This window comes from Loigolactobacillus zhaoyuanensis, from assembly GCF_003946385.1.
Taxonomy (GTDB): domain Bacteria; phylum Bacillota; class Bacilli; order Lactobacillales; family Lactobacillaceae; genus Loigolactobacillus; species Loigolactobacillus zhaoyuanensis.
The window spans coordinates 22,357-48,553 of record NZ_RHOE01000014.1 but is presented as its reverse complement, the minus strand read 5'-3'; the positions used below and the strand labels follow the sequence as shown (position 1 = coordinate 48,553).

Here is a 26,197-nt window from a genome sequence, read left to right as displayed (position 1 = left end):
TTTTGTTGCTAGCGAGTTATAATTCAAATTGAATTGACTTCGCAAATGTTTGCTTTACTTCGACCGGTCCGAAAACCAGTAAAAAATAAAGACCCTACACATTTGATTTGTCGAAACTTTGTTCAGTTTTCAAAGATCTACGGTCGTTGTTCAACACAACTTAATTAGTTTAGCATGACGGATAAAATCTGTCAAGAACTTTTTTGAATAAATATTCAAGCCAGTTAAAACTAATTCAGCTATGTCTTATTAAGCCAAGCTTTCCTTCTGTATGTTTATGCAGGAAGAGATGAATAACTCAACAAGTGACAACTTTAATAGTCTATCAAGTTCAGCAAGCCGTGTCAATAAAAAGTTTTAAAAACTTTTTTCAACGTGGCGCGCCATAACTGACAACAACAAATACTATATCAACATTTAGCCGCAGCGTCAAGGATATTTATAATTAAAATCAGCCCGATTGCAAATCACGAATGGTAGATTATATTTTTAAATAAACGTACGTAATAAAAATGCATAATTACCGTAAAGGGGTAATTATGCATTAAGCACCGTTCGCTTTCTATTTAGTGATTTTTTCAACACCGCGCATATAAGGAATTAGCACTTTAGGTACTGTGACACTACCGTCGGCATTTTGATAATTCTCTAAAATTGCGGCCACTGTACGACCAACTGCTAGGCCAGATCCGTTAAGTGTATGCAGCAAATGGACCTTGCCTTCACCGTCTCGATAACGAATTTGAGCACGCCGCGCCTGGAAATCAAGGCAGTTAGAACAGCTAGAAATTTCACGATACGTTTCTTGTGCTGGGATCCAAACTTCTAAATCATAAGTTTTAGCAGCAGAAAAGCCCATATCACCGGTTGATAATGTGATCACATGGTACGGCAATTCAAGTTTTTGGAGAATATTTTCTGCGTTAGCTGTCATTTTTTCTAGTTCATTAAATGATTCTTCTGGCTTAACGTATTTAACCATTTCTACCTTATTGAATTGATGCAGGCGAATTAAACCGCGCGTATCGCGGCCAGCGCTACCTGCTTCAGAACGGAACGAAGGGCTGAGTGCCGTAAAATAAACTGGTAGTTGCGCTTCATCGAGGATCTCACCCCGATAATAGTTAGTCAATGGCACTTCAGCCGTTGGGATCATGGTCATTTCCTTGTCATCAGTCACCGTTGAAAAAACGTCGGCGCGGAACTTAGGAAACTGTCCAGTCCCAAACATTGAATCATCATTAACCATATAAGGAGTGATCATTTCAGTGTAGCCTTCTTTTTCGTGTTCATCTAACATGAAATTATAGACCGCACGTTCCAACTTAGCACCTAGTCCCTTATAGAAGAGAAAACGACTGCCAGCAACTTTTGCGCCCCGCTCGAAATCAAGAATATCTAGATTTTCACCGATTTCCCAGTGCGGTTTAGGAGTGAACGCAAATTCGCGTGGGGTGCCGATCTTGCGTTCTTCATGATTGGCCGATTCATCTGGGCCAACCGGAATTGAAGCATCCGGCAAATTAGGTAACCGAACCACAATATATTGAACCTGTTCATTTAATTCAGCTAATTTTTCGTCAACTTGCTTCACTTGAGCACCCACCTCCCGCATTTCTGCGATCAAATCAGTGGCATCACCTTTTGAACGTTTTAAAGTCGCGATTTGTTTTGAAACTTCATTACGCTTTTGCTTCAGGTTTTCTGAGACAGCGATCTGGTCACGGCGTGCTTCATCTAATTCAACTAAGTGATCGATTTCTGCTGGGTCAACGCCACGAGTCGCTAAGCGTTGTTTCATTTCTGCTTGGTTTTGGCGGATCATTTTAACATCTAACATTGATAAAACCTCCATTAATTAAATTTTAAACGCAGCAATAATTGCACAAAAAAAGCCGACTCATCCCTATATTGGGACGAATCAGCTTCGCGGTACCACCCAAGTTTGACTATCGCTAGTCACCCTTAATTCGGTTAACGATCTAGGACCGTGCAGAACTACCTGCCCGCTATTGCGCTGGAAGTGGTCAGAATGGCTTTGCAGCGATCACCATTTCTCTGAACTGACCTTAGGCGCATCATCGCGTTTAAATAATGTAGTCAGTGTACCCGAAATTCTATAAAAAGGCAACTACTGAAAAATTTGCGCCACATATTGCAATCAGCTACCAGCATGATACAATATATGGTGCTGCTTAGACGCACAACTAGTGCCTAAGCCTAATTGTATTCTGGCGTAAACTGATCACAAAAGGGCCAACCCTAGTGATATGCGCTAATTTAAAAAACAAAAACGAGGAGCCTATTATTATGATCGTACTTGCAGGAACAATCGGCGCAGGTAAAACTAGTTTAACTACTCTATTAGCAAAGCACCTGAATTCTAAAGCTTTTTATGAATCGGTTGATGATAATCCGGTGCTACCTTATTTCTATCAAGATCCCAAAAAATATGCCTTCCTATTACAGATTTATTTTCTGAACAAGCGGATGGCACAATTAAAAGCTGCTGATCCAATTGTTAACAGCGTTATGGATCGTTCGATTTTTGAGGATTCTTTATTATTTCATTTAAATGCTGATTTAGGTCGCGCAACTGAAACTGAAGTTGCCGTATACGACTCTTTATTGACTAATATGCTCCAGGAACTACCCCAACAAGATTATCACAAACGACCAGAGTTATTGATCCACATCAATATTTATTTTGAAACGATGCTAAAACGCATCGAAAAACGTAATCGTCCATATGAACAGATCACTCAGGATCCAAGCCTATATGCTTACTATGAAACCTTAAATCAACGCTATATGCAGTGGTATGCCGATTACAATGAAAGTCCTAAAATTCAGATCGATGGCGATCAGTTGGACTTTGTCAGTGATGAACTAGCCCGTAAACGCGTTATTGAATTAGTGGATCAAAAGTTAGCTACACTCCATCAGCCAGCTTCAGTTGCTGGTAACCAACAGTAAAATATTACGGCCGAAAATCAACCTTTGATTTTCGGCCTTTTATATATTTCTAACAAATATGCAACATGCAGTTAACACCGTTTGCATTTACTTAACAGAATAGTAAAATAAATATTAAATACCACAAGGAGGCTTGAAATGCTGTTTGAAGAATTATTTTTAGAAAAAGCAGACTTACAGAAATACGACATGTTTCGCGTTTTGAAATCAGCCGGTGCTAACTCACTGACGATCAATGATATCAGCGATCGACTACACCTTTCCTATCAACAAACTTACAATACTTTTCAAGACCTCTTACGGGATATGCAATCACTGGATACACATCTAGATACCACACTTGACCGTCACGCGTTACTTTCCCAGCAGACCTTTAAAGTTTCGCTGGATCGTTACCGCTTGTTTCTGTTGGAGCAATCACTGGTTTTTCAATTTATTGATTATTTAGTTCAGTCCCCTGACGCGACGGTAGGCGAATTTTGCGATCAGCATTTCATTAGCAAATCGACCTTATTGCGTAAGTCAGCGCCACTTAAGCATTTTATGGCGCAATATTCACTGCGTTTTGCATACACAAACTTACAGATCACCGGCGATGAATGTAATATTCGTTACTTTTTATTCATCATCTATTGGACGGGTTTTCATGGTATTAAATGGCCATTTCGTAACTTTAGCGAAACTGAGACCAATCAGTTGGTTTCAGCTATCAATTCACCTAGCACTGACACAATCACGCTACTGCAAAAAAAATTGCTCTTGGGACTTACGCACATCCGAATTAAGCACGGTTACTTGGTACGCAATAGCGCTGCGTTTGACAGCTTGACCATACATAACCCCGACTTTGAACAATTGACTTTATCAGCAGAATTGTTTGCTGATCTTTCCAATAAAAATCGCCAACTGGAAACTAAATTTTTCTTTTTTGCTCAATTTAGTTTGATCACATCCGCAACCGAGACCGAACAACTGCAACATGTGAAAGCCTATTTAGAAGCACAAAATAGTGATTTATGGCAGTTCACGATTAATTTATTTGACTATTTGGCCGTCACTTACCACACTAAAATGACGGTCAATGATGAACCGATGCTTACGGCTGATATCTTGCGCGCCTTGATCACGGCAAACGCGTTACAGACCAACTATCCGAAGCTACTTGATTTCTATCATACTAACTTAGCTGGTTTTAAGCGTACTCACCTTTACCAGACTGTGCTAACCTTTTTTGAACAGCTAGGTGTCAAACAAAATCTCGCAACGCTTTATCGTAATCGCCAACAAATCGTTGAATACCTATGTTACCTATTACAGCCACGTTTTCATCACTTTGAAGACCAGCAAATTGTACGTGTTTGGTTGATTGCAGAAAATGCCGATCTTCTGACGATCGAGTTGCAGCGTTTTCTTAAACATTTACGCATCGTTCAAGTGCTACCACCTAAAGCAAAGCCTAGTCATGCCGATCTAATCCTTTCAACAATCGATATTCAGGCGCCAAACATCCAGCAAATGGCTACTTACGGCATTCCGATGCTACATTGGAATTTAGAAGCTCAAGATAGTGATTTTTTCCGCCTATATACAAAAATTAAAGAGCTTTATGACGCCAAAATGGACGCTATAAAACCTGAATCAGCCCCTTAGCAATTTGCTAGGTGGCTTTTTTATTACCCACAACAAAAGAAAAGTGCCAGTAACCTTAATGGCTACCAGCACTTTTCTCCCTTTAAAATTTAATCACGATCGATCTTAGTCAAGTCCACTTCTTTCAGTGGAACTACGTGCGTCTTGTGCCGAAGCTTATAATAAACAAATAACACAATAAACAGCGGCACACTCATGTAACTAATACCCAATGCTTGCCAATCAAATGTCTTCACTGCATTCAGATCCTGGCCAACGATCACTAAAATCCCCAGTACCATCGCTAGAATCGGCCCAAATGGAAATAATTTAGCGTGGTATTTCAGCTCACTAAGCTTGTGGCCTTGGGCAATAAAAGCTTTCCGGAAGCGATAATGTGAAATCGCGATCCCTAACCAAGCAATAAAACCAGTCAAACCAGAAGCTGCAACCAAGAACATGTAGATCCGTGATCCCCAAATACTGGTTAAGAAAGTGAATAAGCCGACCACCGTTGTCATTAATAAAGCAGCAACTGGCACTCCACGGCCGTTAGTTCGACCGAATATTTTTGGTGCAATATTTTGCTTCGACATTGCCCACAACATCCGTGTCGAAGCGTACATTCCAGAATTAGCGGCAGAAATAACAGAAGTTAAGATCACCGCGTTGATGATACTAGCCGCGCCAGCTAAACCAACCCGTTGGAAAACTAAGGTAAACGGACTGATTGCTACATCACCCGCGCCAGAACCAAGTAAGTCTTTACTAGTGTAAGGTAAAATCGCTGCGATCACGAAAATTGCTAAAATATAAAATAACAAAATTCGCCAAAAGACTTGTTTGATTGCCTTAGGGATACTTGTTTCAGGCGTTGCTGATTCGCCGGCAGTAATGCCGATCAATTCAGTTCCTTGAAATGAGAACCCAGCCACTACGAAAACACTGAGAATTGCTGGTATTCCACCAACAAATGGCGCTTTACCGACTGTAAAGTTATGCAAACCAATTGCCGGCCCGTTTCCCCCCATAATGCCAAAAATCGTCAAGAAACCAACAATCAAGAAGACGATCACGGTGACCACTTTAATGATCGATAACCAATATTCAGTTTCACCAAAAGCGCGTACTGACAGTGCATTAATGACGAAAATAACGATCAAGAAAAACAAACTAAAAATCCAGCCGGGAATGTTAGGTAACCAGAAATGCATGACGATCGCCGTGGTTGAAACATCCACTGCCAACGTAATTGCCCAGTTAAACCAATAATTCCAACCCATCGCAAAGCCTAATGCTGGATCAACAAAACGGCCCGCATATGTAGCAAATGATCCCGACACCGGAATATAAGTCGCCATTTCACCTAAACTAGTCATCAGGAAATACACCATTAAGCCGATGCCGATGTATGCGATCAATGCACCACCAGGACCGGCAGTTGAAATTGCTGAACCTGAGGCGACAAATAGACCAGTACCAATACTGCCACCTAATGCGATCATCGACAAATGTCGTGTTTTCAGCTCACGCTTAACCCCGCCTTGCTCATGATCAATATGTTGTTGCGCCATCTAAAAATTCCTCCTGTTACCAAGTTTAATTTTAGAGGTCGCGCCTAACTTAAACACAAAAAACCGCCTCTTTGCATAGCATCCACTGCTACACAAAGAGACGGTGTCTCTTTCTGTCAGTCGATAGCGCCCCGTGATAACTTCATCACGACAGTACTTAGCTTATTTAGCCAAGCCCCAACACTTAATTGAAAAAGCAATTAAGCATTTCGGCAGATCACCCTTTTACTAGTTCTCAGCGACGCTTTTCCGTCTCCAACTAGCTACTTTTGATCTCTGCAACCTCAATCTTTTGTTATAGTATACCGAATATTCATTTGTTTAACAAGACGCGCACTTATTTTTCTGCTTGATCGATCGATTGACTCATGCCATCATAGTTAAAATTCTGTTGTAAGAAATCTTGATTTTCTAGTGGAAAATGCTGTTCCAATGTAGCAAATGGCTGAATCGAAACTTGGCCCTTTTTCAGTCGATAATCGAGAATGTGGCCACCGATCGTTTTATGGTCATCACTAAGAAAATGGACATGATAACCACCTACAGCTACGCCTTGAAATAATTCAGGGGCGTAGTAACCAATCAAAGTCCCATGAATATTATCTTGATTAAACTTCGGTTGTGTTTTTGTTGCCTCCGTCAAACTTGGATAAGGCTTTTGTTGTTCCTCAACCACACGCGTGTGCATCTGTGCAAATTCACCAACAATTTTAACGGCAAAAAAGACATTGCGGTATGGATAGTTTTGGAGCAAATAGCGCTCCACTTCAGCTTTATTTAAATTAGCTAATTCAGTTTGTGCAATTGGATCATCAAAATGAACTGATGCGAATGGTACTGACTGGTCAGCTGTTAATTCATTAACGGCACCTGATTCAACCACCTGATAAGCGTGACCATCAAGCACTACTAATTCACCGTTAAAGTCTTGCACTGTACCGATACCATAATTACCATGTTGTAATAATTCACCCACAGTCATCGTGCCTTCAAATAATCCGGGCACCAATAAACTAAGTGTGCCATGTTGAAAGAGGACTGACTGCTTTTTCTGCTCTGCCATTAATTAAGCATCCTTCCGTTTAAAGCGTTAAAAAAGACGCTTGATCACGCCACAATATAGAACAACAAGTCACATATAGTAGCTTACTTGCTGAACATAACGATGTGTCTTGATCTATTCTTTTTAACGCGTTTTCGTTGCCAAAGCGACAATACTTGACTTAAAAAATAATCAATCTTAATAGAATTGATCTGGTAAAATTGTTTGGCCTAACTTCTTGTTGTCAGAATAATCGATTGGAATATCGACGATCACTGGTCCCTTGGTTGCAAAAGCCTGATCAAGTACTTGATCAAGATTGCCTGCTTGGTTGACCCGTAATCCAGTTGCACCAAAGCTTTCAGCGTATTTAACAAAGTCTACAGGCCCGAAATCAGTGCCAGCACTTTGCCCATACTTCATTTCTTCTTGGAATTTCACCATATCATAGGCGCCATCGTTCCAAATTAATTGAACAATGTTCAACTTCTGGCGGACAGCCGTTTCTAATTCTTGACCGGTGAACAAGAAGCCACCATCTCCGGAAACGGAAATAATCTGGGTATCCGGCCGTAACAATGCAGCCGAAATAGCCCATGGCAAGGCAACCCCTAGCGTCTGCATCCCATTAGAAAACAACAAATGGCGTGGTTCATAGCTACGGAAATGCCGTGCCATCCAGATGTAGAAACTACCAACGTCAACGGTGACCGTCATCTCATCGGTTACCCGTTTTTGTAGTGCTGAAATCACAGCTAAGGGATGGGTCAATTTTGTTTCTGGGGCAATAACTGGTGGCAAGTCACGTTTTTCAAATTGCTCATGTAAGCCAGCTAAATAATCGCGCGATTCCAGCTTCACTTCATAACCACGCATGTATGGTAGTAAGAAATCTAGCGTTTGTGCGATATCACCGATCAATTCGCTTTCTGGTTGGAAATTATGGTCAATTTCCGCGATCATATCATCGATCACAACGATGCGTGCATCATTTTCAGCATTCCAGTTACGTGGTTCGTATTCGATTGGATCATAACCAATTGTGATCACCAAGTCACTTTGTTTAAGTAACATATCACCTGGTTGATTCCGGAATAAACCGACACGACCGAAGAAATTCTTCTCTAAGTTGCGCGAAATAATTCCTGCTGCTTGGAAAGTTTCCACAACTGGCATATCGGATACATATAAGATATTACGTAAGGCACGAGTTACTTCTGCAGAAGAGGCCCGCATCCCCACTAACAAGACTGGCAATTTAGCTTCCTTGATTTTACGAGCTAAAATTGTAATATCTGCTGGACTAGCCGGACCTAATTTGGGTGCTTGTAATGGCATTACAGCAGCACGGTCGATTTTAGAATCGACTACATCCTGCGGTACACTAACAAAGCTAGCCCCCTGCTTAGCCGACGTTGCTGCACGATAAGCGTTGGCGATCACTTCTGAGGCGTTTTCTGGTTCTTGGATCTCAGCGCTATATTTAGTTATTGGTGCCATTAAAGCAGTATTGGCCATGCTTTGATGCGTCAACCGCAATAGATCAGCTCGCTGCACCTGACCCGAAATAGCTAAAACTGGATCACCTTCAGCGGTAGCGGTGACCATACCCGTTGCTAAATTACTAACACCAGGGCCCGAAGTTGTCATGACAACACCAGGTTTACCAGTGATCCGGCCAATTCCTGAGGCCATAAAAGCAGCCCCTTGTTCGTGGCGGGCAACAATTAATTCAGGCCGTTTAGCGTTATCGGCGTGTGCCAACAGTTCAAACAAACGATCGATTTTTGCACCAGGAATCCCAAAAACATATTTGACCTCATGATTGATCAAACTTTCTAGGATGGCATCAGCACCGTAGCGTTGCTTTTCCGTCATTATAAATCCCTCCAAAATAAAATTCGTTTCAAGTTTTAATTTATTTTTCCAAAGTCGATTCTTATCATAGCATATTCTCCGTGGAAATTCTTGTGAATTAGCTTAAGTGAAATCTATTACAAATGCTGTACGACTGGAAATCCATTGGTTATAATTTTTCACAAGCTAATACGCCCTTAAATTTTCTGGCTTTGTGAAATTACACTAAAATAGCCAACAAAAAAAGTGCGTGCCGCTGACCTGTTTTACTCAGGTAGCGCCACACACTTAAACTTTGATTATTTTATTTACGACCACTAAGTTTTCTAGCTTCTTCGTCGATCGTTTCAAAACCAGAAACTGCTGACTTAGGCTGTGGATGCTTAGCACGTGCGTCTTCAGCCTTTTGGATCAATTCTTTTCTTTCAGCTTTAGAGAGCTTTTTTGCCATTGTTACCGCCTCTTTTAATATTGAAGTAACGGGCCATTACTCGTTACTTTCATTATAGCGCTTTTTGGCAATCATGGTGCCTACTAATTTCCACATTCTGAATCTGCTAGCCACTACAAAAAATAAATCAACCCATTGTTACTTAATTTCATTACGAACGTTGCGTAATAACTTTTGAATTAGCAACTCGCGCTTCTCATCCGATTCATTCCAATTGACCAGCGGAATTGCGCTCCCACCCAAAGTTTCACTGATCACTTGATAAACCGACTGCTTCTTCAATGCTTCACCCCATAAAAGATCAGCCTGATGAAAGACTTGATTAATGACCGAAGTTCCCTGCTTGGCCACCGGTTGGAAATCTTTAAATACCATATCGATCAAGCCAGAGTCAGGATAAGTTTGAATATCGCCTTCAGTTGCTAATACAATTTCGTATAAGCTGATTTCCTTAGGTGAGCGCGCAATTGTAAAGCCGCCATTATTCCCTGAAACGGATTTAATTAAACCGCCAACAACTAGCTTACGCATAATTTTCCGTAAATAAGTTTGCGAACCATTCAACCGATGATGAATAACCTCTGATGAAATCGGAATATCCGGATCTTGCGTCGCTAATAATGTAATGATACAAGCAGCCTGTTCGAAGCCACGGGTTAATTGCATGTGGAACACCCCTCTATCAATTTCCTTTGTTATGGATATATCATATCACAAATATAATTAAGGTGCAAAAAAGAAAAAAGGCGCTCATACCACGCTTCTAGGTGGTATAACCGTCTTCTCCTGCCAAGGGTGTAAGTTAAGTATACTGCAGTAAGTTTTAAAAAATCAACCACTGTCTGATCAAACCTAATTTGTTAACTTGGCGTTATTCAACTAGTGATAAATTGAAACTAGCTAAACCTTGTTGTGCATTCTGCACGTTAAATTTAAAATCAAACTTTTCAAATAACGTCATTACTTTTTTTAAGCCTTCGCCATCGAAGGAACTAACGTTACCACCGATTTTTTGTACTTTATTATGGCGCGCAATTTTTAATAAGTGGGTCAAAGCTAATTGCGCTAGGCCATGATTCTGAAAATCATAAAATGCTAACTGGCTTTCGGCACCTAATGTTTCCAAAACTGTGATATGCATTGATTTCGCCCAAGCATCATACTCAAACAACAATTCATTTTGATAATCAGTCTTTGAATGACCATATTTATCAACATTTTCATACGCGGTATAAACAAAAATCGAGCTGCTTTTTTCATTGATCTCTGCGCGATTAAAATCGGTATAAACAATGTATGGTGTAACGGGTTGCGAATCCGCGTTATAATCGACCACCGTATCCAATATTGTTAATTTAGAATTTGCTTCAATTGCGGCCAAACGTTCCTGATAAGCTTTTCCCATAATTTTCAATTGCTCCTGTGACACATCCATCATTCCTACCTCCAATATCTCTATCTCGGCTCATTATACCATAATCATCAGCAAGCCCAAGCTAAATTTTAGCATAGCCACAATATTTTCATGATACTTTCATTTTCAGTTACTGCTTACGAAAATCAGCTAAGGTCATTTTATAATAGATTTCGTCGACTGGCGTTTCATCGCTAAATAAACGGGGGCGCTCCAATTCATATTCAAAGTGAAAGCCAGTTTTTTCGATCACACGCTGTGAGCGCTGATTATCAGCAAAATGCCCCACCCAAATTTCTTGTAACCGTAAATGATTGAACCCAAAGGTAACGATCGCAGTGGTTGCTTCTGGCATTATTCCTTGACCCCAAAAAGATTCATTAAGCATAAAACTAAGTTCACGACTATCATCTTTCGGCGTCGTTCCACTAGGAGCACGACGGTGTAAGCCAATCGTACCGATCAACTTTTGATCTTTTTTGGCAATAATTGCAAAGACTTCATCGCTGCGCAAAAACATCGCTAAAACGGCCTCACTCTCACCGCGACTATGATGGGGTTGCCAGCCCGCCATTGCGCCTAATTTAGGATTTTGCATCAATTCATGTAAATCATCTAAATCAGCGTCAATAAATGGTCGGATCACTAATCGATCGGTTTCTAAACGCATGTTGATCAGCTCCTTTACTTTATAAATCTGATTCATTCTAATATAGATTTAGCGCCCTGATCATTGCACAAATTACTGAAAAATCGTTACAATAGTGGTTAGCAACAGTCCATGAAAGGCAGGTCTATATTTTGCAAATTATAACCGTTCCGCTAACGGCACCAGCCTATTTACGTGCCTACATTCGCGAACCAGATACTAATACTGGCCAAGAAGTTTATCCAGCCGTGATCATTGTACCTGGCGGCGGCTACACGCACATCCCTGAGGCGCAGGCTGAAACACTGGCCTTAGCTTTCGCGGCACGCGGCTTCCAAGCTTTTTATCTGCGCTATCATTTCACTGCCGAAAAATCACCATTATTGCCACAACCCATGTTTGATCTAGCTGCGGCAATTAGTCAAATACGCCAACACGCGCACCAATGGCATCTTGATCCAAATAAAATTACTGCGGCGGGCTTTTCTGTTGGTGGCCATATCGTTAGCGTCTATAACGGTAGTTGGCAAAGTGAGCCGCTACAAGCAGTTGCGCCAACCGCTGAGCTTAAATTGAACGCTGCGATCCTCGGTTATCCGGTCATTCGTTTAGATGCTGGTTGGCCACCGACAGCAGAAAAGTTAGCTGCCTTAACCAGCCAACCAGAAAAATTAGCCGCCGATCAGTTGGTCAATGCGGCCTGTGCCCCGACATTTATTTGGCACACCGCTGATGATCCGTTGGTTCCGGTCCAAAATAGTTTATTATATATTAATGCTTTGGCCCAGCACAAAGTTCCTTTTGACGCTCATATTTTTCACCATGGTCCGCATGGCTTAGCCTTAGCCGACCCACAAACTGCTTGGCAACCTGATGCCGATCAACCACACGTTGCTCATTGGCTTGATTTAGCCGTTGAATGGTTACATGAAATTTGGTAACCAATCGCGTTGACATCCATTTCCACTGACTTTTTAGGCTAATAGTGTTTAAAGTTAACTTTCTATAAGCAAAAGCTTAATTGCTTGTACTTTTTAACTCGACCACGTATAATTTTTACCAAGGTTTACTGTTAATTCTGTCACCTATGAGAAAGAGGGAAATACGATGCACGAACGCAATTATTTTCAACCTCGTCCTGCTTTTAATGATGACGCCACCGATTATGTGCTCCATTTCAGCAATGTTCCGCGACCAGATTTAACGCAATATCCACAAATTAGTCAACTTGGTGATTGGATGCGCTATGGTGATCATGATTATCGCTTCTGGAGCCATGTTAGTAAAATAGATTTGGCGACAACTATTAGCCAAGCCACTGGTATCTCACCAGAAAATTTTGAAATCATTGCTGGTGATGATTTCACTGACTATGCTTACTTTTAAGCAAATTTTGCAAATCAGTTGGTAGCGGTGCCGTAATTTTTTGTTTGCGCTGGGTAAAGGGATCATTAAAAATTAATTGCCACGCATGTAGCGCCGGCCGCTGAATTTCTAAATTCATTGGGCCACCATATAACGAGTCGCCTAGTGAAGGATGCCCGATTGCTTGACAATGGATGCGAATTTGATGCCGTCGACCAGTGTGTAAACTAACTTTTAGTAGTGTGGCATCAAGTTCTGGCAAGTAAGCCTGGCGCCAAAATTCAGTGCGCGCAGTTTTACCTGCCAAGTCAATAATTCCAGCAATCTGATCGGATCGACGGCCAATTGGTAAGCTGATCATGCCATGTTCAGCCTTAACCGTTCCAGCAACAAGCGCTAGATATATCTTTTCGCGCATCAAACTGTCACTTGTCGTGGCACGACTCTGCGCAAAGGCGTGCTTAGCCACTAATAATACCCCACTAGTGCCATAATCCAGACGACTCATTAAGTGCGGTACAACATTTTCGCTGTGCTGCCGCAATAAGTAACCACGCACACGACTAACAATTGTATCGGTTCCCGTCTGTGGCCCTGGCACCGAAGCCACGTTCGCTGGTTTATTCAGGACTAACCAATCAGCCGTTTCATATAAAATATTTAATGGTTGCGAACTTAAAGCTGCCAGCGGATCACCACTTTCCGCTGGCAGCTTTATTTGTATTTGTGCACTAGCTGGTAATTGATCAATTAAACGACAAGGTTGCCCATTGATCCAAGTTTGCCCATGATACTTTAATTGCTGCAACAAACGCTTACTAAATCCTTGATGTTGCAAAAACAAGGCCACTTTGATCGCTACACCCTGATTACGCCAACTAAACTGCATCACGATCGCCAGCTGCTGCTAAAACTTCGAGAAAAGCAGGACCATATTGGGCCGCTTTATGTTCGCCAACCCCTTTGACGGTCAATAGTTCACTATTATTTTGCGGTAAGCGCGCACACATATCATGTAACGTTCGATCCGAAAAAATAACGAATGGCGGTACCTGCTGCTTTTGTGCTAACTGTGACCGTAATTGACGCAGTTGTTCAAACAAAGCATCGTCTTCTGGATGAGTCGCCTGTGTCGCCACAGTCGTTTTGCGCATCACTTGTTCTTGACCACGCAAAACCGTTGCGCCTCGTGTTGTCACGGTTAAAGTCGGATACTGGCCGCCACTAGCCTGCAAATAGCCTTCCGCCGTCAGAAAGTCGATCAGCTCACCGACCGCCTTTTGCGTTGTCCCCTTTAAGATGCCGTAAGTTGATAATTCAGCAAAGTTTAATTCACGAACACGTTGATTGTTGGCACCGGTCAAAACTTGGGTCACTAAAGTTTTGCCGAAGTTCTCGTGCATTCGATAGACGCATGACAACACTTTTTGCGCTGTAACCGTGATATCAGTCGCTTCGCGTTGATCTAAACAATTACCGCAGCGACCACAGGGCTCAGCTGTTTCGCCAAAATATTGTAAAATTGCTTGCTGTAAACAACCTTGCGTGTTGGCGTATTGCATTAGCGCCTGTAATTTCAAATATTCTTGTTGCCGCGGTGCATCAGCCATTTCCGAACGCTCAATAAAGAAACGCTGCAATTGGGCATCCGAGGGCCGATATAGCAAAATAGCCTCACTGGGTAATCCGTCACGCCCAGCTCGTCCAGCCTCCTGATAATAAGCTTCTAAACTACCAGGCGCTTGGGCGTGGATCACAAAACGAACATTACTTTTATCAATGCCCATACCAAAAGCGTTGGTCGCCACCATTACTAATTTGCGATCGTAGAGGAAGTCCTCTTGGTTTTGGCGGCGCACAGCTTCCGGTAACCCAGCATGATACATCGTGACACTAAGGTCATGTTGTTGAAATAAAGTCGTCAGTCGCGTAACTTCTTTGCGGGTGCTGGCATAGATAATACCTGATTCATGCGCATTCAATTGTAAATAATCCAGCATATAACGGTCGCGATCCTGTCCTTTGACGACTTGTAACGCTAAATTATCGCGGGCAAAACCTGTTTTGACTTCATTTTCGGCGGCGATACCTAAGCGCTGACGAATATCCGTGGCCACTCGTTCCGTGGCAGTAGCGGTTAATGCTACTAACACTGGGGTGCTACGTAATTCCTGCAAGCGCGCGGTGACTTGCAAATAACTGGGCCGAAAATCATGCCCCCACTGGGAAATACAATGAGCTTCATCGATTGCAACTAAATCAATTTGTAACTGATTCAACTCGTTCATGAAATCAGCCATTTCCAAGCGCTCCGGTGATAAATATAATAATTTAACTTCACCCTGTGCCGCCATGTCCAACCGCGAATTGATTTCAGCATAGGTCAGTGAACTATTAATAAACGTCGCTGGGATCGCATTCTCATTCAGCGCATCAACTTGATCTTTCATCAAAGAAATTAACGGTGAGATCACCAGCGTTAGGCCTGAAAATAATAACGCCGGAATTTGATAACAAAGTGATTTACCACCACCAGTCGGCATTAACGCTAACACATTTTCTCCAGCCAGTAGCTTATCGATCACTAATTTTTGTCCATGGCGAAATTGCGTGTATCCGAATTTAGTTTTCAATATTGTTGCCGCGTCCATTAATTCAGGGCCCCTTTTTTATTCACGTTCCTAATACTAATCTTCGCCATTTTTTAAGATTTAAGTGTATGAAATTTCAAACACCTATTCTAACGAATAATCAGTGGCAATGCAAACTACCTCGTTGCCGCTAGTAGCAAAAATAAGCCAATATAAAAGCAGCCCATTTTTATTTAGGCTGCTCAGTTCAAAATACCCTATTGATCTAAATTAACGGTCAACGTTTTAGCAGCGCCTTGTTTGGGTGTCACACTAATTTTTACAGGCTGCGTCTGATCATGTAGCCTAAAGGTTAGTTCAAAATCTTCATCTGCTTGGGCGCCAATCGCGTCAGCAAAATCATCATCTCGTTCGCTCATCGCTAACTTATTTTCCCCTTGCTGCACAGAAATCTCAGCAATATCGGCAAAACGCTGATCATCCTGCGTTAAATTGCGCCACTCAATTTCAAGTTCCAATTGTTGGCTGCCTTCTAGCTCACCTTTGACTGTCGTTAGTGCAAACTGATCAAAGTGCCAAGTTTGGTTCAATAAGACCGTTTTATCATCGGTATCACGTGACAAAGTAATCTGGCTACCCAGCGATTGGGATGATTGCGTCGATTGCGTTGCCGTGTTTTGGCTACTGGTGCTCTGACTCGATGATTCTTGGCCTGGACTAGGCGCCGTACAAGCTGTTAATAAACCTAAAGTACCAAGTAACACGATCAAGCTTAATTTTTTAGTCATTGAGACCACCCTTCCGTTATGTTTACATCAAGCATGCGGGAAAGAATAAGTAAGGTCAATAAATATACTTTGATATCAAACGAGTGTTTAACTATACAGATAAAAAAATCCGCCCAATATATCGGGCGGACTTTTTTAATATAATTCAGCAACTTGTTTCTGAATATCTTCGTGAGCTAGGAATTCCTGATAATGGGTTGCAAAACGTTCAACGACCCCTTTAGCACTAACTTCAACAATATGATCCGCAATCGTCTGAATGAATTCATAATCGTGTGACGTAAACACTAGCGCGCCATCAAAATCAACCAGCGCATCATTTAGGGAAGTGATCGATTCCAGATCTAAATGATTAGTTGGATCATCTAGCAGCAAAACGTTAGCCTCACTAAGCATAATTTTTGCCAATAGACAACGAACTTTTTCGCCACCAGATAACATATTAAGCTTCTTCAAGACTTCATCCCCAGAAAAGAGCATCCGGCCAAGAAAACCGCGCAAGAATGTATTATCGCTTTCTTCCTTCGAAGCAAACTGACGCAACCAATCTAGAATCGATAAATCGGACGTAAATTCAGCCGAACTATCGCGCGGTAAATAAGCCCGTGTGGTGGTAACGCCCCACGTAACACTCCCGGTATCGGGTTCTAACTCACCAGCTAGAATTTGCATCAGTGTCGTTGTGGCCACATCGCTGCGGCTGATCAAGGCAGATTTCTCGCCGGGCTTTAGTGTGAATGTAATGTTATCGAGAATTTTCACCCCAGCAACTGTCTTGCTGATGTTATCGACCCGCAATAGATCACTACCGATTTCCCGCGCAGCCACAAATTTAATGAATGGATATTTCCGACTAGATGGCTTAATGTCCTCTAAGGTGATTTTGTCCAATTGTTTCTTACGTGATGTGGCTTGCTTAGACTTCGACGCATTAGCGCTAAACCGCGCAATAAATTCTTGTAGTTCCTTGATCTGATCTTCTTTTTTTGCATTAGCTTGGCCTTTTAATTGCGCCGCCAATTGGCTAGATTGTAACCAGAAATCATAGTTACCAACAAACAATTGAATCTTACCAAAATCGACGTCGCACATGTGGGTACAAACCGTATTCAGAAAATGCCGGTCATGGGAAACCACAATAACGGTATTAGAAAAATTCAACAAGAAGTTTTCCAACCACTGAATCGTTGGTGCATCTAGTCCGTTAGTGGGTTCGTCTAATAGCAAAATATCAGGCTTACCAAACAAAGCTTGGCCTAACAACACTTTGACTTTTTCATTTTCAGTTAATTCACGCATCTTTTGTTGCTGCATCGTTTCATTGATACCTAATTCTTGTAACAATTGAGCTGCTTCGGCTTCAGCGTTCCAGCCGTCCATTTCAGCAAACTCACCTTCTAATTCAGCGACTTTGATACCATCTTCATCGCTGAAATCTGGCTTAGCGTACAAGGCATCTTTTGCTTGCATCACTTGATACAACTTTTCGTACCCTTGAATGACTGTATCCAAGACCGTCGTATCTTCAAACGCATAATGATCCTGTTTTAAACTAGTCATCCGCTCATTGGGCGAAATCGTGACCTTACCCGTTGATGGCGCTAATTGACCCGAAAGAATCTTTAGAAAAGTTGACTTGCCAGCACCGTTGGCACCAATAATGCCATAACAGTTGCCGGGGGTGAATTTCAAATTAACGTCAGAATACAATTGCCGATCAGGAAAACGTAAACTAACATCACTTACAGTTATCATTTAATAGCCTCACTTATTTACTTGATTATAGACATACACTTTAGCATAGAAAAGCAACAACAACAATCAAAAAAGTGTACCAGCCGTGGAAAGAACAGCCAGCACACTTTATTTTTACGCGCCCATTCGCCGATCTAAAACGCGAGATAGCCACGATAATGCGTAACAAACAATAAAATACAACACTGCTAACGCCAAGAACATCGGTAGAACAAAATTAGTATTTTGTCCATAAATAATCTGTGCGTGGTACATCAATTCCGGTAACATAATGATCGTTGCTAGGGAAGTATCCTTGATCAGCGAAACAAATTGGCTGACCAATGGCGGAATCATTTTTTTAATTGCTTGCGGTAAAATAATATGCTGCATAGTTTGCCGATACGACATTCCGTTACTACGTGCCGCTTCCATCTGGCCAGGGTCAACTGCTTTGATCCCACTACGAATGATTTCAGCGACCATTGCCGATTCAAAGACCGTCATCGCAAAAATTGCCGCCGTGATCGCATCAGGTTTGATCCCAATGTTCGGTAAACCAAAGAAAGTGAAGAACAGGATCAGCAGCAGTGGTAAGTTACGAATAATATCGATCACAAAGCCAACTAACGCTGATAAATATTTGATGTTAACGTAGCGTAATAAACCTAATAAACCGCCGATAATAAAGCTAAAAACAATCGAAACGGCGGAGATTTCTACAGTGATCCATAGCCCTTCCAGGAGATAACGAATATTAAGCCATGAATATGCTTGGATAAAATTAGCCATTAGTTATTCCCCCTTCTAAGCCCATTTCTTTTCCAGATACCGCATGAAATAGCTTAACGGTAAGGTCAAAACCAAGTACAAAAGTCCAACCGCTAAGTAAGTGTTTGACGTATCAAAGGTCGTTGACGCGATCAAGTTACCTTGATACATTAAATCGAAACCAGCGACAAAGGCTAACACCGACGAATTCTTAACCAAGTTAATGAACTGATTGCCTAACGGTGGAATCGTGATCTTAATGGCTTGTGGAAAAACAATGTGAACCATCGCCTGTAGATAAGACAGGCCATTGGAACGTGCTGCTTCCATTTGACCAAGATCAACTGCTTCAATACCAGCACGCACAGTTTCAGCAATGAAGGCTGACGTATAGATAGTCAAGCCGATCGTCCCTGCCGTAAAACCATTGACGTTGGCAAAAAGCATTGGAATGACCACATAGAAGAACATTGTAATGACTAATAGTGGAATATTCCGAAAAATTTCGACATAGATGCGGCCAATGATGCGGACCCATTTGCGCTCACTGATCTCTAAAAAAGCGAACACTGTACCCACGATCAAACTACCGATCAGCGCTAAAACGCTAGAACCCAGGGTGAACAAAAGTCCTGACCAAAGTTCTGGCCAATGATTAACTAAAATCGAAAGCATACTCAGTTCCCCCCTTCGCTGAACCCAGGTACCTTACCAAACCATTTATTAAGCAGGCGTTGGTATTCCCCTGATTTTTTCATGTTACTGACCGCCTGATCAACTGCCTTAGTCATCGGTTTTTGGCCCTTATTAACGGCGATCCCGTAAGGTTCCTTCGTGAAGGCACCGCCAACCACGACATAATTCGGGCTTTCTAACGACATCCCATACAAAATACCGTTATCAGTGGTTAAAGCATCGCCCTGCCCTGATTTCAAGGCGGTAAAGGCTTGCGCGTAATCAGATAGTTCAAGCACACTGGCTTTCGGCGCAAACTTTGCCACGTTGATCGCCGAAGTTGAGCCTTGAACCGCTAATACTTTAGCGCCCTTATAATTCAAGTCGCGGATGTTTTTGATTTTGCTACCTTTTTTAACTAAGATCGCCTGACCCGCATTAAAATATGGTTTAGAAAAATCAACCTGCTTAGCCCGTTCTGGCGAAATTGTCATGGTAGCAATGATCGCGTCAATATTACCATTTTTCAACATCGGGATGCGGGTACTACTGGTTACTTGAATAAATTTGGCTTTGCCATCTTTGCCCAGAATCTGCTTGGTGATTGCTTTAGCCATATCAATATCAAAACCTTCAATTTGGCTGGTTTTAATATTCATTAAGCCAAACAACCGAGTATCAGCCTTAACGCCCCAAGTGATCGCGTTACTAGCTTGATCTGTTTTTAAAACATTCTGTTCTGATAAACTTTGTTTACCGCAGCCACTCATCAGTAAAACCAAACTCAATAAGAAGGCAAGCGGTAGCACGCGTTGGACAAATTTTTTCATCGTCCACGCCTCCCTTCATTAATGATTAATGATCTTACTTAAGAATTGCCGTGCGCGTTCTTCTTTTGGATGCGCAAAGAAAGACTTCGTATCGTCATCTTCAAGAATCTCGCCATCAGCCATGAAGACTAGCCGATCAGCCACTTCTTTAGCAAAGCCCATTTCATGAGTCACAACGATCATGGTCATCCCATCGTCAGCCGCCACTTTTTTCATAACATCCAACACATCACCGATCATTTCTGGATCCAATGCTGAGGTTGGTTCATCAAATAACAACGCCTGTGGTTTCATCGCTAAACTACGCGCGATCGCAACTCGCTGCTCTTGTCCCCCGGATAACATGCTGGGATACGATTGGGCTTTATCTTCCAAGCCAACTAATTTTAACAGCTCCATCGCTTCTTTTTCACTTTGTGCTTTATCCTCTTTTAAAACTAATTGAGGGGCTAAGCTTACGTTTTGGAGCACCGTTTTATTAGCATACAAATTAAAATGCTGGAAAACCATGCCGACCTCGCGGCGAATCTTATTAATATCTGTTTTTTTATCCGCTAAATCAAAATTATTAACAATTAATTTACCAGAAGAAATTGTATTTAAACCATTCATTGAACGTAACAACGTACTTTTACCAGAACCAGATGGTCCAATAATAACAACAACTTCTCCTTTATCGATCGTCAAGTTGATATCTTTTAGGGCATGAAAATCGCCATAATATTTTTCAACATCGTGAAACTCGATCATTGACATAACTTTCCCTCCAAACTTAGGTACACCATAATCAATGCTGGCCAATAACCCGCAGCAAACAGCAAAATTTTGTTCACCTAATGTGCATGGGTAATAACCACTTTTTTAATTTTAATTTATTTTTAATCTTTAAGCAAATGAATATCGTTGATTTTTAAATATTTTTTTAATTTCTAACTTGTTTATGAGAGAATTCTTATCTTTTTAATGACAACTCGTCATCATTAGACTTGATGTTGTGCTTGTCCTGTTTCTAAAATACTTTTAACGTCATCTAAACTAATATCCACCATATTTTGTACCGCCATATTCGTGTAAAAAGCAATGTGTGGCGTGAAAATAACGTTGGGCATCGTTTGTAAAGCTAGCACATTTGGATTAGTGATCTTAGCTTCACTGAGATCACGATTATTGAATTCTTGTTCGTCTTCGATCACATCAATTGCAGCGCCAGCAATTTGCTTTTCTTTCAAGGCAGCGACTAATGCCGGTGTATCTACAACCGGGCCCCGAGAAGCATTGATCAAAAAAGCTGTCGGCTTCATTTGTGCCAACTGTGCTGCGCCAATTAAATGCGTAGTCGTTGGTAAAAGCTGAGTGTGTAAAGTCACCACGTCAGCCGTTTTCAATAAGCTAGCTTGATCCATATAAGTGACAAATTCAGCTAGTTCTGGATTCTCAACTGGATCTGTCGCAATTACACGAGCGCCTAAAGCATGGAATAAATGGGCAACCGTGCCACCGATTCGCCCAGCGCCAATGATCCCAATTGTCAGTGTATGTACTTCATGGGCCATCAAGCCACCCCAACGAAAATCATGGTGCGCTGTTCGATCATCAAATAATTCCAAATTGCGAATCAGGCGCATAGTTTGTGTCAAGGCATATTCAGCAACTGAACGTGGCGAATACGCGGGTACATTGGTCACTAGTAATTCGTTAGCCTGGGCAGCTGCTAAATCGACCACATCATAGCCCGCGCTACGTAAACTAAGTTGCTTGATGCCATAATCATGTAACTGCTGATAGACTTTTTCGCTGTCAATTTTAGCATGTTGGACGATCACAACACCGTCATAGCCTTTTGCACGTTCAACAGTTGCCAAATTAAGATCTTGATCAAAGGTATCCACCGTCGCTTGGTGACGCTGCGCCCAAGCCTTGATTGCGGGTTGCTCATCATCACGAACGCTGTACATTAAGATTTTCATTTAAATTCCTCCGTTAACTTATTTTGCAACTACAAAACTGATCATTTTAAGCTAATAATCCTAGATCAAATAAATAAAAACTCACAGCATCAACGCCGTGAGTTTGACCCAGTCGCACCATTGACCACAACAATACTCGCCTTAACTATATTTCGACAGTAACTTCTGACCGACTTATACGGTACCTTAACAAAATAGTCATAGGCGATTAATTATTAGCTCATTTTAATTTAAGCTTAACCTTTTTATTAGAAACCGTCAATAAGCGATGCCAGTAAAAAAAGTGTCCCTTAAGCCGTTTAAATGACAATATTTGGCAATAAAAATAGGACTGCGGCATAAGTTCACTTATGCCACAGCCCCCAAAAATCAGCGATTACGTCGCGACATTCTGGTCGATTCAGATGATTCAGTTGCTGTAGTCGCTCGTGGTCCCATATTTGTAGCGCTGCTATCCACTGGCGTACTGGTTACAGTTGCGTTTGGATCTTTATACGCCACTTGGACGATCAATTGAAAAGGTGCGCTCCCAGCAACAGCTCCAGAACGACCGGCAATTTTATTCGGACCGCCAGTTAGCTGGGCGCTAGCCAAAACAATTTGGTATTTGGCAGCGGCCTGCTTAGTTGGCATTAAACCAACTTCAGTCACTTCACCAACTGGTAAACTGTCGATTGCATTACGCCCTGCGTAAACCAGATAACGGCCCTGCGCTTCACGTAATTCATAAAAAGGCAGTTGCACCCCTTCACCAACTGCATAAACTGGTTGCCCCGAGGCTTGAGCAGCTTGATAGATTTGTTCATCAGAGTGACCAGCATAATCTAATTGTAAATAATTGCTTGCCACTAGCCCATCGACCACTTGCTCAATGTTTGCCTGTTGGCTCGCATCAACAGTTAGTTTAGCTGGTAGCAAACTCTGTTCATGAAATAAGCCAGCTGCAGGCATAACTTTTGTTGCTTGAGCAGTGTGCTTGCCACCAAGCATTGGATCATCAGCAGCACCTGCTGGCCGACCACCCAATACTTTTTCAATTTTAGGTGAAATGTCAAATTTAGCCGTTTTGGTCGTGAAATAATAAATCACATTTAACGTCACAAAATAGACTAATACTAAAAAGATAAGTAAAAACAAAATTCCGCGTGTCCAAGCACCTAGCCGAATAAAGTTGATCGCCAAATAACCTAGATAAATTACACCAGCAATGCCGATGGCTGTATAGACGCGATTTTTTAATTTAACGTTCATGTTGAAGTAACCTAAATAATGATTCAACATATCTAGCAATGATAACACTCAATCACCTCCAATTATTCAGTCGTCGTATTATCCGTCGTGGCTGTACCAGTCGTTCCGGTTGCTGTACTTCCGGAAGTACTAGTGGCAGACGATGTACCAGCAGCAGAACTTGAATTAGCTGTTGTACTTGAAGAGTCCGCAGTCGTACTTTGACTATTCTGCGTGGTTGACTGTGAGCCAGCAGACGGTGTTGTTTGTTGCGTATTATCGTCAGTTGATTCCTGCACACTACTTTCCGCAACTGATTGGCTGCTTTCCGGTCGTGACGAGCTACTTTGGCGGATACTACTGGAACCGCTAGTGACCGCTGAGCTACTATCAACTTGGCTAGTCTGCTCAGTTTTACTTTTGACAGGTGCAACCTTATCTGCCACTACATTCGTCGCGGCTAAGCCTAAAACGATCGATACGATCGCAAATGGGGTGATAAATGGCGGTGTTCGATAAGCCATGTAAAAGTCTCCTCTACTTTATTGATCTTCTAATATTTTATTAAACCATATCTTGTCTAACATTGCGCGTTGTTATGCTAAAGAATTACTAAAATTTATGATTCAAATTTAATCGTCACGGCGGTGCTACTTTTAGTTCATAATAGTCTTATCCTAATCATCCTAGCTTAAATTAAACTAAAAAGCTTAAAAATCCGCTGCTGACCAACTTTCTAATTGGCGTTGTTGAACATTTGTTCTTATAACTATTTTAGCATATGCCGGCCAAGGTGCAAGTCAACTGATTGAAAACGAAAATGGAAAAAAACACACATTTTTCAAAGGTTTCCATAAAAAATAACTTGTGAAAAAAATCAGCTATATCGTTTCGTTATTACTTATGTATTTGCCACTACCAGTTATTAAAATTTGTGTTGCGTTTCACTTGCTAATCATAAATCAATATTGTAAACTATGATGTAAGCTGTTACGTTAACCGTTTACAAAAAAGCAGAACAATGTGATCATCCGCAAAAATAATTTTGAGCTAAGTTCTTGCGTAATATTCATTTTGGTTGTAGACTGTTTAGAACGTGCTGGGCGTTACAGAAAGTAACGTAACATCTTAGTCACCAACAACTTCTTGCTTGAGTTGTTGGGACTAACTCACAAGGACTTTTTCCTTGAACCAAGGAGGTATACACCATGAAATTTGGTAATTTTAGTAATAGTTGGTATCGGATCTCATTAGACACTGATCAACAGATTTTCTATGCAACTTCGAAGCAACATCCTGAACAAGTTGCTAGTGGTGTCACTATTGATGAAGCGGTACGTAAATTAGCGTTACAAGCACATCAACCCGTGACCCTTAATCATGCCGATCAAACGGCCTAACTAATTAACGTCAAAAACGCTGACTAAGTTTTCTAACTTAGTCAGCGTTTTTTTCTATACCATAATCTTGCATTATTTGATCAAGTTGTCGCTTGGCTGCCGACCAATCATCGTTAACGATCACTTGTGCCTGTCCTAATAATTGCGGCGGTATCGCCAGATCACGCTTGTACTCTGCACTAGCTACTCGTTGCGTGATCATTTCCTGCTGATCTCCGCGCTTAGTTAAACGTGCGATCAACGCAGCTGGTTGTTTAACCGTCAGAAATAACGGAATCACTTGCGTACCTAATGTTTCTACATAGGTAACGGCGCCTTTGGTATCCAAAACAATGCTGGCGTAAGGACATTTGGTCCAAGCAGCCGTGATTGCTTCACGTGAAGAACCATAATAGTAATCGGCATATTTAACGTATTCAATATAGTGCTTCGTAAAAAAACTATTTTGAGTTTCAAAATAATACGCCCCGCCATTTTGTTCATTAGAACGCGGTGGCCGCGTAGTATGGGTGATCACACGCGGAATCTGATAATATTCAGTCAAGTATTGACTAACCGTTGTTTTTCCCGTTCCAGTTGCTCCGGTGATCACGAATAAACGCTGTGGCAACAAAGCCACCTCCTAATTTAATTTTTCAAACCTATGCTCGCCGCTGAATGCCGCGCAGACTGCCGCGTAAAGCAAAATATAGTATTGGCACAATAATAGCAGTGGAGATCGAATTAATCACGGTCGCTGGTAAACTAAGGAACGAATTGATCAATGCGACTTTAAAGGAAGTGCCCACCATTAATGCTTCTACGATCGAAACTGCATACGTCGTGAAAATTTTGGTTATACCCGCAACAATGCCAAGTGTGACGATATGACTAACTCGGTCATCATAACGAAAAAGTTTAAAACCAGTATTAACCACCACTGCCACCACAATGACTTCTAGTGCAGTCAACCACGATGTTGCCGCATAACCATTTAGCAGATCAAAGCCGCCAAGTCCAATGATACCAGCAAAGGCCCCATTACGACCACCTAAAAATAAAATTGCTAATACAGTTAATGCATTACCGAAGTGAATAAATGGCCGTCCCACTAAGGCCGGTATCGGAATTCTTAACAACGAGATACCAATAAAAATAATTGCTGCAAATAAACCAGTTAAAATAATTGCCCGTAAAGTATTTCTTGATTGTTGCATTTGTAATCTCCCCTAAAAATAAAGGGTTGCAGTAAAGTTATACCGCAGCCCTCAACTT

At 41.6% G+C, this 26,197-nt stretch carries 26 protein-coding genes and 1 riboswitch; of the genes, 5 read left to right on the top strand and 21 right to left on the bottom strand.

Annotation, left to right across the window (positions count from 1 at the left end; all coding sequences use genetic code 11):
- Positions 1 to 562 precede the first annotated feature (562 nt).
- A complete protein-coding gene (gene serS, locus EKM76_RS04855) occupies positions 563 to 1,840 on the bottom strand; it encodes a serine--tRNA ligase (RefSeq protein WP_125549573.1) in 1,278 nt (425 codons plus the stop codon).
- 470 nt (positions 1,841 to 2,310) lie between these two features.
- On the opposite strand from serS, the gene EKM76_RS04850 reads away from it, so the two are divergent.
- Both EKM76_RS04850 and EKM76_RS04845 read left to right on the top strand, forming a co-directional pair.
- Positions 2,311 to 2,976, top strand: coding sequence for a deoxynucleoside kinase (locus EKM76_RS04850; protein ID WP_125549572.1), 666 nt, complete (start codon positions 2,311 to 2,313; stop codon positions 2,974 to 2,976).
- Positions 2,977 to 3,114: 138 nt separating this feature from the next.
- Positions 3,115 to 4,626 carry a helix-turn-helix domain-containing protein gene (locus EKM76_RS04845; protein WP_125549571.1) on the top strand — a complete coding sequence of 504 codons (1,512 nt, stop codon included), beginning with the start codon at positions 3,115 to 3,117 and terminating at the stop codon, positions 4,624 to 4,626.
- 89 nt (positions 4,627 to 4,715) lie between these two features.
- Here EKM76_RS04845 and EKM76_RS04840 read toward each other — a convergent pair whose 3' ends face one another.
- From EKM76_RS04840 to EKM76_RS04815, 7 genes are all read right to left on the bottom strand, one after another.
- Positions 4,716 to 6,179, bottom strand: a complete 1,464-nt coding sequence (locus EKM76_RS04840) for an amino acid permease (protein WP_125549570.1) — start codon at positions 6,177 to 6,179, stop codon at positions 4,716 to 4,718.
- Positions 6,180 to 6,295: 116 nt separating this feature from the next.
- A riboswitch (Lysine riboswitch) is annotated at positions 6,296 to 6,475 on the bottom strand.
- Between the two features lie 41 nt (positions 6,476 to 6,516).
- Complete coding sequence (gene budA / locus EKM76_RS04835; protein WP_125549569.1) at positions 6,517 to 7,242, bottom strand: acetolactate decarboxylase; 726 nt, start codon at positions 7,240 to 7,242, stop codon at positions 6,517 to 6,519.
- 177 nt (positions 7,243 to 7,419) lie between these two features.
- Complete coding sequence (gene alsS / locus EKM76_RS04830; protein WP_125549568.1) at positions 7,420 to 9,099, bottom strand: acetolactate synthase AlsS; 1,680 nt, start codon at positions 9,097 to 9,099, stop codon at positions 7,420 to 7,422.
- Positions 9,100 to 9,382: 283 nt separating this feature from the next.
- Positions 9,383 to 9,529 (bottom strand): hypothetical protein, encoded by a 147-nt coding sequence (locus tag EKM76_RS13430; protein WP_164507596.1) that lies wholly within the window; start codon positions 9,527 to 9,529, stop codon positions 9,383 to 9,385.
- A 138-nt stretch (positions 9,530 to 9,667) separates the two neighbouring features.
- On the bottom strand, positions 9,668 to 10,195 hold the full coding sequence (locus EKM76_RS04825) for an Rrf2 family transcriptional regulator (RefSeq protein ID WP_125549567.1): 528 nt from the start codon (positions 10,193 to 10,195) through the stop codon (positions 9,668 to 9,670).
- A 205-nt stretch (positions 10,196 to 10,400) separates the two neighbouring features.
- Positions 10,401 to 10,967, bottom strand: coding sequence for a hypothetical protein (locus EKM76_RS04820; RefSeq protein ID WP_386794890.1), 567 nt, complete (start codon positions 10,965 to 10,967; stop codon positions 10,401 to 10,403).
- A gap of 106 nt (positions 10,968 to 11,073) precedes the next feature.
- Entirely contained in the window at positions 11,074 to 11,613 is a 540-nt protein-coding gene (locus EKM76_RS04815; RefSeq protein WP_125549566.1) for a GNAT family N-acetyltransferase, read from the bottom strand.
- A 131-nt stretch (positions 11,614 to 11,744) separates the two neighbouring features.
- Here EKM76_RS04815 and EKM76_RS04810 point away from each other — a divergent pair, with 131 nt between their 5' ends.
- Positions 11,745 to 12,533: an alpha/beta hydrolase gene (locus tag EKM76_RS04810; protein ID WP_125549565.1), complete on the top strand. Its 789-nt coding sequence runs from the start codon at positions 11,745 to 11,747 to the stop codon at positions 12,531 to 12,533.
- A gap of 166 nt (positions 12,534 to 12,699) precedes the next feature.
- Positions 12,700 to 12,978, top strand: a complete 279-nt coding sequence (locus tag EKM76_RS04805; protein ID WP_125549564.1) for a hypothetical protein — start codon at positions 12,700 to 12,702, stop codon at positions 12,976 to 12,978.
- Here EKM76_RS04805 and EKM76_RS04800 read toward each other — a convergent pair.
- From EKM76_RS04800 to EKM76_RS04750, 11 genes are all read right to left on the bottom strand, one after another.
- The gene (locus EKM76_RS04800) at positions 12,956 to 13,846 is read right to left on the bottom strand and encodes an RluA family pseudouridine synthase (RefSeq protein WP_125549563.1); all 891 of its coding nucleotides are present in this window, start codon (positions 13,844 to 13,846) and stop codon (positions 12,956 to 12,958) included. The two genes, EKM76_RS04805 and EKM76_RS04800, sit on opposite strands and share 23 nt — an antisense overlap.
- Positions 13,836 to 15,608: a DNA helicase RecQ gene (gene recQ, locus EKM76_RS04795; protein WP_125549562.1), complete on the bottom strand. Its 1,773-nt coding sequence runs from the start codon at positions 15,606 to 15,608 to the stop codon at positions 13,836 to 13,838. Before recQ ends, EKM76_RS04800 begins: the two co-directional genes overlap by 11 nt.
- A gap of 197 nt (positions 15,609 to 15,805) precedes the next feature.
- Positions 15,806 to 16,336, bottom strand: a complete 531-nt coding sequence (locus EKM76_RS04790) for a hypothetical protein (protein WP_125549561.1) — start codon at positions 16,334 to 16,336, stop codon at positions 15,806 to 15,808.
- A 135-nt stretch (positions 16,337 to 16,471) separates the two neighbouring features.
- Positions 16,472 to 18,091, bottom strand: a complete 1,620-nt coding sequence (locus tag EKM76_RS04785; protein ID WP_125549560.1) for an ABC-F family ATP-binding cassette domain-containing protein — start codon at positions 18,089 to 18,091, stop codon at positions 16,472 to 16,474.
- A 114-nt stretch (positions 18,092 to 18,205) separates the two neighbouring features.
- Positions 18,206 to 18,862, bottom strand: a complete 657-nt coding sequence (locus EKM76_RS04780; RefSeq protein ID WP_125549559.1) for an amino acid ABC transporter permease — start codon at positions 18,860 to 18,862, stop codon at positions 18,206 to 18,208.
- Positions 18,863 to 18,877: 15 nt separating this feature from the next.
- Positions 18,878 to 19,516 carry an amino acid ABC transporter permease gene (locus EKM76_RS04775; RefSeq protein WP_125549558.1) on the bottom strand — a complete coding sequence of 213 codons (639 nt, stop codon included), beginning with the start codon at positions 19,514 to 19,516 and terminating at the stop codon, positions 18,878 to 18,880.
- 2 nt (positions 19,517 to 19,518) lie between these two features.
- Positions 19,519 to 20,346: a transporter substrate-binding domain-containing protein gene (locus EKM76_RS04770; protein ID WP_125549557.1), complete on the bottom strand. Its 828-nt coding sequence runs from the start codon at positions 20,344 to 20,346 to the stop codon at positions 19,519 to 19,521.
- 18 nt (positions 20,347 to 20,364) lie between these two features.
- A complete protein-coding gene (locus EKM76_RS04765; RefSeq protein WP_318531401.1) occupies positions 20,365 to 21,102 on the bottom strand; it encodes an amino acid ABC transporter ATP-binding protein in 738 nt (245 codons plus the stop codon).
- A gap of 224 nt (positions 21,103 to 21,326) precedes the next feature.
- The gene (locus EKM76_RS04760; RefSeq protein WP_125549556.1) at positions 21,327 to 22,313 is read right to left on the bottom strand and encodes a D-2-hydroxyacid dehydrogenase; all 987 of its coding nucleotides are present in this window, start codon (positions 22,311 to 22,313) and stop codon (positions 21,327 to 21,329) included.
- A 369-nt stretch (positions 22,314 to 22,682) separates the two neighbouring features.
- The gene (locus EKM76_RS04755; RefSeq protein WP_125549555.1) at positions 22,683 to 23,612 is read right to left on the bottom strand and encodes a DUF6681 family protein; all 930 of its coding nucleotides are present in this window, start codon (positions 23,610 to 23,612) and stop codon (positions 22,683 to 22,685) included.
- A gap of 14 nt (positions 23,613 to 23,626) precedes the next feature.
- Complete coding sequence (locus tag EKM76_RS04750; protein ID WP_125549554.1) at positions 23,627 to 24,067, bottom strand: cell surface protein; 441 nt, start codon at positions 24,065 to 24,067, stop codon at positions 23,627 to 23,629.
- Positions 24,068 to 24,751: 684 nt separating this feature from the next.
- Between EKM76_RS04750 and EKM76_RS04745 the strand changes: the two genes are divergently transcribed.
- Positions 24,752 to 24,943, top strand: coding sequence for a hypothetical protein (locus tag EKM76_RS04745; protein ID WP_125549553.1), 192 nt, complete (start codon positions 24,752 to 24,754; stop codon positions 24,941 to 24,943).
- A 37-nt stretch (positions 24,944 to 24,980) separates the two neighbouring features.
- On the opposite strand, the gene EKM76_RS04740 is transcribed toward EKM76_RS04745, so the two are convergent.
- Together EKM76_RS04740 and EKM76_RS04735 are read right to left on the bottom strand one after the other, a co-directional pair.
- Positions 24,981 to 25,556, bottom strand: a complete 576-nt coding sequence (locus tag EKM76_RS04740) for a nucleoside/nucleotide kinase family protein (RefSeq protein ID WP_191986905.1) — start codon at positions 25,554 to 25,556, stop codon at positions 24,981 to 24,983.
- A gap of 28 nt (positions 25,557 to 25,584) precedes the next feature.
- Positions 25,585 to 26,139 carry an ECF transporter S component gene (locus EKM76_RS04735; protein ID WP_125549551.1) on the bottom strand — a complete coding sequence of 185 codons (555 nt, stop codon included), beginning with the start codon at positions 26,137 to 26,139 and terminating at the stop codon, positions 25,585 to 25,587.
- Between the last annotated feature and the right edge of the window lie 58 nt (positions 26,140 to 26,197).

Bases quoted from the DNA above. Each gene is read 5' to 3' on its own strand.
- EKM76_RS04840 (WP_125549570.1), bottom strand. From the start codon at position 6,179: ATGGCGCAACAACATATTGATCATGAGCAAGGCGGGGTTAAGCGTGAG.
- EKM76_RS04775 (WP_125549558.1), bottom strand. From the start codon at position 19,516: ATGCTTTCGATTTTAGTTAATCATTGGCCAGAACTTTGGTCAGGACTT.
- EKM76_RS04805 (WP_125549564.1), top strand. From the start codon at position 12,700: ATGCACGAACGCAATTATTTTCAACCTCGTCCTGCTTTTAATGATGAC.
- EKM76_RS04815 (WP_125549566.1), bottom strand. From the start codon at position 11,613: ATGCGTTTAGAAACCGATCGATTAGTGATCCGACCATTTATTGACGCT.
- EKM76_RS04820 (WP_386794890.1), bottom strand. From the start codon at position 10,967: ATGATGGATGTGTCACAGGAGCAATTGAAAATTATGGGAAAAGCTTAT.
- EKM76_RS04745 (WP_125549553.1), top strand. From the start codon at position 24,752: ATGAAATTTGGTAATTTTAGTAATAGTTGGTATCGGATCTCATTAGAC.
- EKM76_RS04850 (WP_125549572.1), top strand. From the start codon at position 2,311: ATGATCGTACTTGCAGGAACAATCGGCGCAGGTAAAACTAGTTTAACT.
- EKM76_RS04780 (WP_125549559.1), bottom strand. From the start codon at position 18,862: ATGGCTAATTTTATCCAAGCATATTCATGGCTTAATATTCGTTATCTC.
- EKM76_RS04770 (WP_125549557.1), bottom strand. From the start codon at position 20,346: ATGAAAAAATTTGTCCAACGCGTGCTACCGCTTGCCTTCTTATTGAGT.
- alsS (WP_125549568.1), bottom strand. From the start codon at position 9,099: ATGACGGAAAAGCAACGCTACGGTGCTGATGCCATCCTAGAAAGTTTG.
- budA (WP_125549569.1), bottom strand. From the start codon at position 7,242: ATGGCAGAGCAGAAAAAGCAGTCAGTCCTCTTTCAACATGGCACACTT.
- EKM76_RS04825 (WP_125549567.1), bottom strand. From the start codon at position 10,195: ATGCAATTAACCCGTGGCTTCGAACAGGCTGCTTGTATCATTACATTA.
- EKM76_RS04765 (WP_318531401.1), bottom strand. From the start codon at position 21,102: ATGTCAATGATCGAGTTTCACGATGTTGAAAAATATTATGGCGATTTT.
- serS (WP_125549573.1), bottom strand. From the start codon at position 1,840: ATGTTAGATGTTAAAATGATCCGCCAAAACCAAGCAGAAATGAAACAA.
- EKM76_RS13430 (WP_164507596.1), bottom strand. From the start codon at position 9,529: ATGGCAAAAAAGCTCTCTAAAGCTGAAAGAAAAGAATTGATCCAAAAG.
- EKM76_RS04735 (WP_125549551.1), bottom strand. From the start codon at position 26,139: ATGCAACAATCAAGAAATACTTTACGGGCAATTATTTTAACTGGTTTA.
- recQ (WP_125549562.1), bottom strand. From the start codon at position 15,608: ATGGACGCGGCAACAATATTGAAAACTAAATTCGGATACACGCAATTT.
- EKM76_RS04800 (WP_125549563.1), bottom strand. From the start codon at position 13,846: ATGCAGTTTAGTTGGCGTAATCAGGGTGTAGCGATCAAAGTGGCCTTG.
- EKM76_RS04785 (WP_125549560.1), bottom strand. From the start codon at position 18,091: ATGATAACTGTAAGTGATGTTAGTTTACGTTTTCCTGATCGGCAATTG.
- EKM76_RS04760 (WP_125549556.1), bottom strand. From the start codon at position 22,313: ATGAAAATCTTAATGTACAGCGTTCGTGATGATGAGCAACCCGCAATC.
- EKM76_RS04845 (WP_125549571.1), top strand. From the start codon at position 3,115: ATGCTGTTTGAAGAATTATTTTTAGAAAAAGCAGACTTACAGAAATAC.
- EKM76_RS04790 (WP_125549561.1), bottom strand. From the start codon at position 16,336: ATGACTAAAAAATTAAGCTTGATCGTGTTACTTGGTACTTTAGGTTTA.
- EKM76_RS04750 (WP_125549554.1), bottom strand. From the start codon at position 24,067: ATGGCTTATCGAACACCGCCATTTATCACCCCATTTGCGATCGTATCG.